This window comes from Vibrio sp. AIC-3, assembly GCF_013114515.1.
Classification (GTDB): Bacteria; Pseudomonadota; Gammaproteobacteria; order Enterobacterales; family Vibrionaceae; genus Vibrio; species Vibrio crassostreae_C.
The window spans coordinates 18,598-31,150 of the sequence record NZ_VTXG01000029.1; the positions used below are offsets into that span (position 1 = coordinate 18,598).

12 protein-coding genes are annotated in these 12,553 nt (G+C 44.1%); 6 read left to right on the forward strand and 6 right to left on the reverse strand.

From position 1 onward, the window contains the following. Nucleotides 1–368 precede the first annotated feature (368 nt). The 6 genes from F0229_RS17450 to F0229_RS17475 all read right to left on the reverse strand — a co-directional run bounded on the left by F0229_RS17450 (nt 369) and on the right by F0229_RS17475 (nt 8,205). Complete coding sequence (locus tag F0229_RS17450) at nt 369–1,106, reverse strand: DUF3726 domain-containing protein (protein ID WP_017064722.1); 738 nt, start codon at nt 1,104–1,106, stop codon at nt 369–371. Beyond that, entirely contained in the window at nt 1,103–2,905 is a 1,803-nt protein-coding gene (locus F0229_RS17455; RefSeq protein WP_171733358.1) for a hypothetical protein, read from the reverse strand. The genes F0229_RS17450 and F0229_RS17455 overlap by 4 nt, the downstream gene beginning before the upstream one ends. Nucleotides 2,906–3,159: 254 nt before the next feature. Continuing rightward, the gene (locus tag F0229_RS17460; protein WP_171733359.1) at nt 3,160–4,767 is read right to left on the reverse strand and encodes a BCCT family transporter; all 1,608 of its coding nucleotides are present in this window, start codon (nt 4,765–4,767) and stop codon (nt 3,160–3,162) included. Nucleotides 4,768–4,997: 230 nt separating this feature from the next. After that, nucleotides 4,998–5,993 (reverse strand): membrane dipeptidase, encoded by a 996-nt coding sequence (locus tag F0229_RS17465; RefSeq protein ID WP_171733360.1) that lies wholly within the window; start codon nt 5,991–5,993, stop codon nt 4,998–5,000. A gap of 165 nt (nt 5,994–6,158) precedes the next feature. After that, nucleotides 6,159–7,619, reverse strand: coding sequence for an aldehyde dehydrogenase family protein (locus F0229_RS17470; protein ID WP_171733361.1), 1,461 nt, complete (start codon nt 7,617–7,619; stop codon nt 6,159–6,161). 187 nt (nt 7,620–7,806) lie between these two features. Continuing rightward, nucleotides 7,807–8,205 carry a RidA family protein gene (locus tag F0229_RS17475; protein ID WP_017060835.1) on the reverse strand — a complete coding sequence of 133 codons (399 nt, stop codon included), beginning with the start codon at nt 8,203–8,205 and terminating at the stop codon, nt 7,807–7,809. 157 nt (nt 8,206–8,362) lie between these two features. Here F0229_RS17475 and F0229_RS17480 point away from each other — a divergent pair, with 157 nt between their 5' ends. The 6 genes from F0229_RS17480 (at nt 8,363) to F0229_RS17505 (ending at nt 12,550) form a co-directional block, all read left to right on the forward strand. After that, the gene (locus tag F0229_RS17480; RefSeq protein WP_105058091.1) at nt 8,363–9,247 is read left to right on the forward strand and encodes a LysR family transcriptional regulator; all 885 of its coding nucleotides are present in this window, start codon (nt 8,363–8,365) and stop codon (nt 9,245–9,247) included. A gap of 757 nt (nt 9,248–10,004) precedes the next feature. Next, the gene (locus tag F0229_RS17485) at nt 10,005–10,406 is read left to right on the forward strand and encodes a hypothetical protein (RefSeq protein WP_061031080.1); all 402 of its coding nucleotides are present in this window, start codon (nt 10,005–10,007) and stop codon (nt 10,404–10,406) included. 1 nt (nt 10,407) lies between these two features. After that, complete coding sequence (gene atpB, locus F0229_RS17490) at nt 10,408–11,178, forward strand: F0F1 ATP synthase subunit A (protein WP_017060838.1); 771 nt, start codon at nt 10,408–10,410, stop codon at nt 11,176–11,178. A gap of 47 nt (nt 11,179–11,225) precedes the next feature. After that, on the forward strand, nt 11,226–11,462 hold the full coding sequence (atpE, locus tag F0229_RS17495) for a F0F1 ATP synthase subunit C (protein WP_004730405.1): 237 nt from the start codon (nt 11,226–11,228) through the stop codon (nt 11,460–11,462). A gap of 54 nt (nt 11,463–11,516) precedes the next feature. Next, on the forward strand, nt 11,517–11,987 hold the full coding sequence (locus tag F0229_RS17500; RefSeq protein ID WP_017060839.1) for a F0F1 ATP synthase subunit B: 471 nt from the start codon (nt 11,517–11,519) through the stop codon (nt 11,985–11,987). Between the two features lie 11 nt (nt 11,988–11,998). After that, complete coding sequence (locus F0229_RS17505) at nt 11,999–12,550, forward strand: F0F1 ATP synthase subunit delta (protein ID WP_017060840.1); 552 nt, start codon at nt 11,999–12,001, stop codon at nt 12,548–12,550. Nucleotides 12,551–12,553: the final 3 nt, after the last annotated feature.

Below are 12,553 nucleotides of genomic sequence, written 5' to 3' on the forward strand. Positions count from 1 at the left end.
GTCATTGGTACGAATAAAAATGGCACCCTTTGGCACCGTAGTTAGCAAGATACGCATACTAGCTTGTAAATGAAACCGTTTGTTGAACCTGAATGTGAAGGTACTTCATTAAATCGCCAAATTAGCTTTATACGCGTAACAACTTGTGTCAAAACAGAGAGTTTAAGATGTGATCTATTGAGAAGAAGAACAAAAGTGGGACACAAATAAAAAGAGCTTAACGAGGTGAGGATACGTTAAGCTCTTTGGTTTTATCTGTTGTAAATGAGGTTTTTAGGTTGAACAAGCTCAGGATTTATAGGTTTAGTTTCTATAAGCCAAAGATCTATAAACTGAGCTTCTGTAACTTATAGCTCTATAAAACAAAGCTAAGAAGCCTCGAGCTCACCTGCACCTTGAATTGAACGTTGGCTGTTTTCAACAAGGATAGCCGTCGCCGTTTCTTTCAACGCGCCCCACTCTCCATCGTCAACTTCAATGCCCTCGTTCCACGCCTTCTCTTGAGTTTTAAAAAGCGCTTCCGATTCAATGTGTGTTTGGTAGCCATCTGACAAACGTTCGATATCGAAATCCTGGACGGAAAGCTCGATGGTCATATTGTGGATATGATCGTCCGATGCCAGAGGCAAATCTGATAAAAACAGTTCTGGTGCAACGCAACCACGGTTAAGCACATACAAGGTGCTCTTAGGATTTGAGCCATTATCCCAACGTGCGGTACATGCGATGCCTTTCGCTGCCAGTTTTACAAGCTCACTGTACGCTAACCAACGGTTATGGCAGTTGTTTAGCTCGATTTTCAGCGTCTTTTTACCGACCATTTTTTCAATGGCGTAATCCATCACCACAGGAAGATGACACGCTAAGCTCGCCTTGTGCAGGTCCACTTCAACTGTGTTGTCGCTTGTCACTTGGATGTCTACAGGGCAATCGTCTTCTAGCCCCATAAAGTTGCTCGCATTGTTAAAATGACGAACACCATCCAAGCCAACCATTTGTAAATCTGCCACCATGTTCGCTATCACATCGGCTTCACCACATGTACGGCGCATCCCTAAAAAGGCTTTGTTGACGGCCGCGACCAATTCATTGTGAGAAACGATCATAGCGATTTACCTCCATGTTGAGCATTGATATGTGTAGGAACGTTATGAGAGCCAGCAAGCTCCGCTTCACTTGGTAAGACTGGGAACACCCACTCGTCTTGATGAATTTCGTCAAGCAGCGGTGCGCCTTGGAAGAAGGTCACGCGAACCCAACGATCTGAGCGAGGATCAAACTTAGTAGCACCAAACATAGCTAGCTTGCAACGTAACAGATGCATCGGCAGCGACTCTTTATGAAGCACGTTCATTTGAATGTCGCCCATCGCTTTGTTGCCAAGCGTCCATACACGACGTGCTATCGCACGATGTTGCGGTTGTTTTACCAAGAACTCTGCTAGAGAAAGCTCTGGTGTGAACTGTAATAAGGAGTGGTACAGACGGTAAGCTTGACGACCAATATCTAATGGCAGCTCACGCTCTTCACCAATTTCTTCTCCTCGAACACCGAGCCTTGGCTCTTCTTTGTCCTGAGAGCGATACCAGAACCAGTAGTTGTTATCTGCTTTCGTAAAGTCGGTGGTGATTGCCCAACGGTACTTTTCTTCTAACACAACCAATAGGTCTTGGATCTTTTTGCCACTAGGAAGCGAGAGTGTTTCGCTACAATTCATATGCTCTTGATGGGCGTCCACTAATTCTGGGTACAATTCCATCAAGCATGAGATAAGGATTTCTTGGGCTTCCATACTCATGTGCTTAGATTGTTCAACTAACTGCGCCCATGTATCGCAATGGTTTACAGAAGCTTCTAGTGACTGTTCTGCGTGTTTTAACTCATCAACAGCGGTTTTGTTCAACTCTTGCTGGTTTTCATTGATGGTAACAACTTGTTCTAAATGACAAATCGCTTTTTTAACGTATCTACGTAGTGGCTCGATCAACGCCGTATCGGTCTGACTAGCCAACACGTCCGCCAATGCATGTTCACGGGTTGTCATCCATTGATCGACAATACTTGGGTGGTTAATAAGGTATGGCGCCATGCCTAAACCAGTCGCATTACCAACACCAAGGTAACGCTGTAATCCTCTATGCAAGGTAATCGCTTGTTCACCGCCCTGTTGCTCAGCTAGGTGATGAACCCAATCTAGGCTGAACTCACGCAGCATATAAACCGCACACATTTGCGCACTAAACGACTGATTAAAATCTTCATTTTTCTCTAAGATTTTAAAGTCAGCAATACCAAATTTTCCATTACCGTATACCGCTGTCGTTCGCAGGATGTAACCCACTTCAGCCAGCTCTTTTGGCGTTGGTTGAACACCTTTAGCCAAGTGACTCACGATGTGTTCAAACACACGTACACTTTTGTTTGCACGCGCCAACACAAGCACATTATTTGGATTACGGCCTGCTTCTTGAAGCGGTACATTCGCACGAAGTCTTTCAAGTAGGGCGACATCAACATCACCAAGAACAAGCGCAAACGTTACGTCCCACTTTTCAGCAATTACACGGTCATTTCGTTCGTCATCTGCAATTTCATCGCAGAAAACAACCAAATGATAAACATGGTTTGGCGTCGCAAGCTTATAGATAACATGACCAAAGCCCTGAGCGTCTAATTGCCATTCATGTTTGGTCACTTTCCATTCTTGCTGCGCCATTTTACGAATCAGAGTTCTAACGAAGCTGATACGTGTTTGGTGCATTGCACCTAGCCTTTCCGGTGCCATGACGACAGTCGCGTCACGTAGTGCTGATTCAGTGTAGGTAGAACGATGTGCATCCATTTTGCTCACCACCTTATAGTTATAGGATTTTGCTAGCCATTCAGAACCGAACGTTGCCATCATTTGAAGCATTCGTTGTTACAGTGTGTTGGGTAGCTTTCACGTTATTTGGGGTAAGCGAGCTCACCCCTTATTATTTGTCCTGACTAGATCGATTGACCTAGATACGTGCCGCCCGATGTATCTTCACCAGTACGGTTTTTATCTTCCTTCCGGAATCTTGTATCAGCCTTCTTTCAAAGGCTCACACCTTGTTTATCTTCAGTTTTTAGAGAGCTTTATCTCTACATTTTCTTCTTTATACCGGCATTGATGTTTTATAAGCCTTGATCTTTCGCCATCTTGATTGCGATTTGAGGCGCATTCCAAAGTGATGGCAGCAAGATTAAGGACACCGGTACCGCTGTGATAACTATGAATGATTGCAGCGCTGAAATACCGCCAGAGCCTAGGGAAATCAGAATTAACGCTGTTACCCCCATCATCACACCCCAGAAGGTACGAATAATTGCATTCGGTTCTGTCTCACCACTGATCACCACACTGATGGTGTAAGTCATTGAGTCACCGGTCGTTACGATGAAGATCGTGGTTAAGATCAAGAACAGAATTGAGATAAGCATTGGCATTGGTAGCTGCTGAGTTACCGCCAGTAGCGCACCTGGTAAGTTAAAACCTTCAAACGCCTTACTTACGCTGCCTGGATCTGCGATTTCGAACGCAAGGCCAGAGCCGCCAACAATTGTGAACCAGAAGCAAGTAACAAACGGTGCAATCAAGCTAATGGTTGATACCAATTGGCGAATACTACGACCGCGTGAAATACGTGCGATGAAGATTGCCATCATTGGGCCGTAACCTAAGAACCAACCCCAGAAGAATACTGTCCACCAGCTCAACCACCCCTCGTCACCACGGTATGTCGCCATTGGGATGAAGTTATCGATCATGCTGCCTACACCTTGAATGTAGCCGTTAAATATAAAGTTTGTAGGGCCAAAGATCAGGATGTAGACCATCAATGCCATTGCCAGAATCACGTTGTAACGGCTTAGCATTTGCATTCCTCGGTTAAGGCCGCTCAATGCCGATAATGTGTATAGAACGATAGCGAATAAGATGATGATCAGCTGCGTCGTGAAGCCGTCAGGGATATCAAACAGTGCATTCAGTGCATAGCTCACTTGCAAGCCCAAGAAGCCGATAGGACCGATGGTGCCCGCCGCTACAGCGACAATACAACATGCATCAATTAAAGCGCCGGTGTGACCTTTCAGTGCACGTTCGCCTAATACTGGGTAAAGCAAAATACGCGGTTTAAGTGGCAAGCCTTTGTCGTAGTGAAGATGCATAACCACGATAGACGTTAAGCTGCCCACAATTGCCCATGCTAGGAAGCCCCAGTGCATAAATGACTGCGATAGCGCGTTCACTGCACCTTGCTGTGCGTTCTCTTGAGCACCATATAACGGTGGTGGATTAACGTAGTGTGCGATAGGCTCTGCCGCCGCCCAAAATACACCGCCACCCGCAAGTAGCGTACAGAAGATGATAGCCATCCAACGGAAGCCGTCCATTTCAGGTTTAGCGATGCCGCCTAGGATAACCTTGCCTGTTCGCCCTGCCGCCAGGCCAAGACCAATAAGAAAAGTCAGAAGAAGAAGCATTTGCCAGTAAGGACCGAATACTTTTACAGACCATGCAAAGCCCGTATTTACTAGGCTTGATAACAGCTCGCCATCAAATAGAGCAAGTGACACGAACAGAGCGATAAAACCGCCGCTGTACCAAAGTGCTGGGTTGGATAGGCCTAATTTGTCTGACGTAGACTCAGACTCGTTTGTGTTGCTTTTTGCATTAATTGTTGTGTGTGCTTGACCCGCATTTAAGCTTGAAGATTTCACGCTATTGGTTAAATCAGACATACTCTGACTCCAGAGGTTTCTTTGCAGCTGTCATTTGAATGATGACTACAAGGGTGTATTTAACACCTGCCCTATTGTTTTTTGTGTTGGGCAGGCTAATCCATGTTTGGGTTACCGCGTTGCGAAATAGACCGTTGTTCCTTTTGAATAGTGAAATTGGTTTAAGCAGCACTTGCTTATTGAACGTTTGTTAGAAGGCTGCTAATTCGATGATGGCTCGCGAGAAACCGTTAACCCTTGGTTTGAGGCTCTAGGCCATCTTTCAAGAAGTTAAACCAGTTTTCTCCCAAGACTTGCCCAGCTTCAGACTCACTGAAACCATGACGCATCAATCCGTTATATATGTTTTCCATACCCGCACTACCACAGAACCAAGGCAACGCATCTGGCCAACCTGAGTTGTTCGCAGAGCCTTCGCCGTAGTCCATTGCTTTAGACCAACGACCATTTCTCATCCATTCAAGAACGGCTTGAGGTTGGTTTAAGCATAGGTCACTGCCAATACCGAGGTGCTCTACGCCAACCATGTCAGCCGTAGTCGCAACCATCTGGCAGAAATCTTCCAAGGTACATTGGCTGCCGTTTGGTAGGTGGAATGGGTACAAGCTGAATCCGATTAAGCCGCCGCGTGCGGTTAGAGCTTTAATCACATCGTTTGATTTATTTCGTAGTGCATCATGAGCAAACGTTGGGTTCGCATGGCTGATACAAATAGGACGAGAAGACAAGTCGATTGCTTCAAGTGTTGAGCGCTCGGCACTGTGAGACATATCGATGATCATGCCCACTCGGTTCATCTCTTCGATGGCTTGTTTACCAAAGCGAGTAATACCTGTGTCGTTCTTCTCGTAGCAACCCGTCGCCAATAAGCTCTGGTTGTTGTACGTCAGTTGCATGATCAAAAGGCCTTGCTTACGCATCACTTCGATAAGACCGATCTCAGCGTCGATTGGAGAACAGTTCTGAGCGCCTAAGAAAATACCGACTTTGCCAGTTGCTTTTGCAGCCTCAACATCAGCCATTGAGTGAATCGGCATGATAAGGTCTGCATTCTGCTCGAATCTTAAGTTCCACTCTGCAAAGCGAGATAAGGTTTCACGAGCTGTCTCGTGGTAAACCGCTGTAGCGTGAACTGCTGTAATGCCGCTCGCCTTTAGTGTTTGAAAATATTCTCTGTTCCAATTGCAGTATTGCAATCCATCTATAACAATCCGTTGCTGGTACATAACCACTCCTATTGAAAGCTCAGTGTTCTAGCTCGGTTTTGAAAACACGCTCAAGTAACATGTTTTCAAAAATGGGTTAAATCACTTATCTAAGTTCGTTGGTTGTTTTGGTTTGAATGTTGGCCTGACTCTGTGAATCAGGCCAATTCTTATATAGGAAGCAGATTAGTAAGGACGCTGGTAAGCCGTCTTCACTACTGTGTAGAACTCTTTTGCGTATTGACCTTGCTCACGAGGACCGAAGCTAGACTCTTTACGACCGCCAAACGGCACGTGGTAGTCGGTACCAGCGGTTGGTAGGTTAACCATCACACAACCAGTTTGAGCTTGTTGTTTGAACAGTGCGCTCGTACGTAGGCTTTGAGTGATGATGCCGCCAGTTAGGCCAAAGCGAGTATCGTTAGTTGTTGCAATCGCTTCGTCCAAGTCAGCCACTCGAATCACGCTTGCCATTGGTGCGAACACTTCTTCTTGGTTCACTTCCCAATCGTTCTTAGTGTTCAAGAACAGCGTTGGAGACATGTAGAAACCTTCGTGCTTCATACTCAAGCGTTCGCCACCAAATGCCAGCTCACCGCCGCTTTGACGTGCTTTCTCAACCCAACCTAGGTTTGCTTCAAGTTGGTTGCCATCAACGACAGGGCCCATGAACACACCCTCTTCCAGTGCGTGACCCACTTTCAGCTCGCTCATACGTTTAATCAGTGCTTCAACGTATTGGTCGTGAATGCTATCCATAACCACAAGGCGAGAAGACGCGGTACATTTTTGGCCTGCGCCAGAGAAAGAACCTGCAATCGTTGCATCAACCGCAGTTTGGATATCAGCATCGTCAGCAATAACAAGTGCGTTCTTACTGCCCATTTCTAGTTGGCATCGAACGAAGTTTGGCGCTGTAGCCGCTGCCACTTTACGACCCGTATCAACAGAACCGGTAAAGCTCACACCGTTCACTTCTTTAGAGTTGATCAGTGCATCACCTACTGTTGAACCGCTACCCAGTACAAGGTTAAACGTACCTGCAGGGATACCTTGGCGGTGGATGATCTCAGTAAGCGCAACCGCACTTGCTGGTGTTAGGTTTGCTGGTTTCCAGATAACACTGTTACCGAAAGCCAATGCTGGAGCAATTTTCCAAGCTGCTGTTGCTGTCGGGAAGTTCCAAGGAGAGATAATGCCGATAACGCCCACCGCTTCGCGAGTCACTTCTACAGAAACGCCTGGGCGTACTGATTCTGCGTTGTCGCCAATTTGACGAAGCACTTCAGCTGCAAAGTACTGGAAGAACTGACCTGCACGGTAAATTTCGCCACGACCTTCAGCAAAAGGCTTACCTTCTTCACGAGAAAGCAACGTACCTAGCTCATCACAACGTGCAATCAGCTCATCACCAATCGCTTGGAGTACAGCTTGCTTACGTTCAATCGGCGTTTTTTCCCACTCTGGTTGAGCGTGCTTTGCCGCTGAAATCGCTTGTTGAACTTGGTCAGCACTTGCTTGTGCGAAGTTACCGATGTTTTCAGAAATATCTGATGGGTTAATGTTCGCTACGGTGCTTACACCCGCTTGCCATTCGCCGCCAATGTAAAGTGCGTTTTCTGCTTGAACATTCTGTAAGTGAGTCATCATTCTGTCCTTGTAACGTTAGGTTGCGGTTGAGTCTGACAACCATCGGATTAATTAATAAATTGCTAATTTATATAGAGAATAAGTATTAATTTTGTATCTAAACGTAAAACTATTCGCTTGTATCAGTAAAGATCTGCGTAGACAAACAGCTTTGATTGGCAAATTGCCTCAGTTCACAGTCCATTTATTCAGGTTGAGACGCCGATGCATAAACCACGAACTCAACCAACATCTCTTCTCTAGCTAGCCCTGCAACAACGACTGCTGCACGATTTGGATAAGGTGCGTTGAAGTATTCTCCGTATACGCTGTTTACCGTTTTCAGGTATTCACGGTCAGTCACGTAAATCAGAACCTGCAGCACAGAATCCATCGATTCGCCTGCACACTCCAAGGTATGAACAAGGTTGTTAAAAGTCTGACGCGTTTGCGCTTCAATACCGCCTTCTACTACTGCGCCCGTTTCATCGATTGGAATCTGCGCAGTGTATAGAGTGCCGTTATTAACGATTGCCCACTCTAGTGGTGCTTTTGAAGCAAAAAGAGAGGTTTTTACTGGGTGTTTTTTAGTTTGTGCGTTCACGATTTCATCCAACTTTGTAACAACTATGTTTCAAGATGGTTAAATACTGCACCTTGACGCCTGATAAATCTAACGGTAAATTTTGTGCATTTGATAAATAAAATCTATCACCTTGCAAAAAGTAAGGTATAGCAAGGGCTAGAGAAGGATTCGCGCCATGAGTATCAAGCTACAACAGTTAAAACATTTCGTTTTGGTGGTCGAAGAAGGTGGATTTAGAGCGGCATCTCACCGTGCAAATCGATCGCAAGCGGCACTTTCGACTTCGATAAAAGAGTTGGAAAAAATACTCGGCCAACCTCTGTTTGAAACAGGCAACAAATCGACACTGACGCCTTTTGGAGAAATATGTTTGCCCAAGATCATTCAATTTCTGAACGTTTACAAAGCATTAGACAATGACTTACGCGCAGCGGCAGCAGGACAACAAGGAAGAGTTCGAATAGCGAGCGTGCCTTCGGTGGCCGCAAAACTCATCCCTAGTGTTTTAGGGGCATTTTGTGAGCAGTACCCGAATGTGGAAGTGAGTTTGATTGATGATAATGCGGCAGGGGTAGAAGCAAGATTACTCTCTGGAGAAGTAGATGTCGCCCTAGGCAACACCTCCCATTTAGAAGAAGAGAGTATCGACTTCACCCCACTTCTTTCCGATCCTATCGGTGTGGTCTGCTTAAAGGACAACCCTATCGCCGCTCAACCTGAAGGGATCGAATGGCAAACTCTGTTAAAACAGCCCTTCATTCGTAACGGGACTTGCACCCTACTCGATCCAACACCTGCACGTATGCTCAGCGAACAAGCCCTGTATTCCGTAGAGAACATTACTTCTCTGTTTTCTGTGTTGGAATTAGGCATTGGGGTAACCACGCTGCCTAAACTGGCCTTCCCTACCAATGAAACGCGTTTAGTGTGGATTCCTTTGATCGACCCGCCATTACAGAGACAAATTGGCATATTCCGACTGTCTGACCGTACTATCTCACCCCAAGCGCAAGCTTTTCATGACTTGTGTATTCAATATCTGAGCTATGAAGCTTCATAAACAAGGTTTAGCAAATGGCAGTGCTACACTGCCATTTGTTGCTTCAAAATACGCTTTATCTGGCCGCATCAACCACTATCAACAAGCTCTTAAGTGTAGTTTGAACTTCATAAAAACGGTTTTAACACTCTCAATTCTTCCCCTTACCATCCAATCTAACCGCCCATAAATACCTCGATGAGTAACAAAAATGCGGATAACCATTGATGTGACACAGTTTTTCCACGCTTCATGAGTAATAGATAAAAAATATATATTCCCGCGTTAATAAGCGCACGCTGCTCGCTATAAATAACCAAATAGTGATGAATTAACACATCTAGAGTCCGACTCTACCTCTGATGAAAAGTTAATTTAAGTGTCTGAAAAATATAAATTGATTACCTTAAACACACTTGGCTTGACCCTGATTTATTCGAGCAGTTATCAATACTTAAAGTTATCAGTAAATCATCTGAAATATTCATGATTATAGTGGCAGAATTATTACTTTCATAAATGGAAAACACCCATTTCAAAAATGGAATTATTGATGTCGATATTTGTCGTTTTGATCACATAATTTTAGGCGTAGTTTATATTTTGTCGAAACGAGAGCGAATTAGTTTATATCGTTCTATTTCGTCAGGAGATATAAAACCAGCAAGATTATCTCTTTGTTAACAAGCAAAGTTTTATTAACAAGTAAATGCGAGTAGCAAGACATATTCAAACTGTGTTTTATATGAGCTTACACTGTTAAATATAAGGTTTTATTATGAGGCTTAACGGAATAAGTGGTGACATTCTTGTCGCTGCTAAAAGAGTTGTTCTCTGCCAAGTAGTATTAGCCGTCGGTGTAGTTTTATATGAAGTGTTTTTTGGTAATAAAGTAGATATGGAATCGTCGGCTTTGGGTATCGTTATTGCGATGCTACCTCCGCTGTTTGGTTTTATATATGCAAGCCTAAAGGTGCGCAAGAACCCTAATTATAGTTTACGTGACTTAATGCAAATGAGTCGTGTCGTGAAAATAACTTATACGTTCTTAATGTTTATCTTGGCGTTCCAGTTTTTCAAATTGGATAACCCAGTAATATTGTACGCATATATTCTCACTATGGTTGGGTACTTCTTAACACCATTTATTACTGCCTCTACAAGATCGGAGTACGTGTAGTATGGATCAAGTAACTACCGCTCACGAATACATAGAGCATCACTTAACCTTCTTAACTACAGGTGATGGTTTCTGGGCGTTCAACATCGACTCGATGTTGGTATCTTGGATTACGGGTTTACTGTTTATTGGAGCTTTTCGATACGTAGTGACTAAGGGCACCAGCGGTGTTCCAGGTCGATTTCAATGTTTTATCGAACTGATATTTGATTTTGTAAACAACCTAGTAAAAGAGATTTTTCAAGCGGAGGATAAATTAATAGGGCCACTGGCATTAACCACTTTTGTTTGGGTGTTGTTAATGAACGCGGTCGATTTATTACCAATAGATTTCATACCAGCATTAAGTCGCGCAATGGGTCTAGAACACTTTAGAGATCTACCAACGGCGGACGTAAATATTCCAATGTCGATGGCACTCGGTGTATTTATCTTACTGTTGACTTATACATTTAAAAATAAAGGATTGAAAGGCTTTATCAAAGAGCTTACTACGCAGCCATTTGATAACCCTCTTTTATACCCTGTTAACTTAGTTCTTGAATTAATAACATTAATTTCAAAACCTATATCACTAGGCTTACGATTATTTGGAAACATGTATGCAGGTGAGATGATATTTATTCTGATCGCATTAATGCCATGGTGGATGCAATGGGCACTGAGTGTTCCTTGGGCACTATTCCACATATTAATCGTATTCTTGCAAGCATTTATATTTATGGTACTGACCGTTGTTTATTTAGGTATGGCAACAGAAGAACACCACTAATTAATAACTAAAAAATTTAACTAACAAATTATTTATCGGAGATACAAATGGATATCGTAAGCGCAGTTTTATATGTAGCAGGTGCATTACTGATCGGTTTAGGTGCAGCAGGTGCAGCATCTGGTATTGGTAACTTAGCAGGTAAATACCTTGAAGGTGTTGCGCGTCAACCAGACCTTACTCCAATGCTTCGTACTCAATTCTTCATCATGATGGGTCTTGTGGATGCAGTACCGATGATCGGTGTTGGTATCGGTCTATACATCATCTTCGCCGTGGCTTAATCAAACCGCTTTGAAAGATCGATTTGTAAATAATCAAGATTTAGTGAGGAAGGTATGAACTTAAATGCAAGCATGTTTGGACAAGCAATCTCATTCGTGATTTTTGTTTGGCTCTGCATGAAATATGTATGGCCCCCTCTCACCGCGATGTTAGACGAGCGCCAAAAAGAAATCGCTGATGGTTTACGCCACTCAGAGAACGCTGCGAAAGAGCTAGAACTAGCAAAATCAAATGGCGCGCAACTCATCGAAGATGCAAGAAAAGATGTGACTGAACTGGTTGAACAGGGCCGAAAACGCCGCAATGAAATCATCAGCTTAGCGCAACAAGAAGCCGAGCAAGAAAAGGCACGCATCTTAGAACAAGGTAGAGCTGAGCTAGAAGGCGAACGCCAAAAGATACGCCGTGAACTTCAGGCAGATATGGCAGACGCAGTAATTCAAAGTGCACAGAAACTGATTAGCAAAAACCTAGATTCCGCAACGAACCGAGCGCTAGTTGACCAAATGATTAGCGAACTCTAAGGAGAGGCAATATGTCAGATTACACCAATATTGCTCATCCCTACGCCAAAGCATCGTTTGAATTTGCTTTAGGTGAAAACCAGTTACAAGAGTGGCACTCAATGCTGTCCATTCTTGTGGCTGTCGCGGAAGAAGAAACGATCGCTAGTCAGATTTCTTCAGCAGAAGGTGCTTCTACACACCAAACAGAAGAGCTGGCAAACCTCATCATTCATATTTGCCAAGGACTCGTTGATGACCACGTCATTAATCTCATTCGAGTCTTGGCCGAGAACGGCCGCCTTTCTGTTGTAAGAGACCTGTTTGAATTGTACTGCGAGCTAAAGGACGAACATGAACGTGTAGTGCCTGTCACTGTCACCAGTTCAGAAATGCTGACACAAGATCAAGTTACGTCACTAACAGCTGCACTTGAGAAGAAATTAGAGCGTCAGGTTGAAATGAAGCAGGTTATTGATGACACGTTAGTGGGTGGAATGGTCATCAAAGCGGGTGAAACCGTTATCGATGGTTCTTTAAACACATCAATTGACCGATTGGCTCATCAACTTCACGCGAGATAGGTA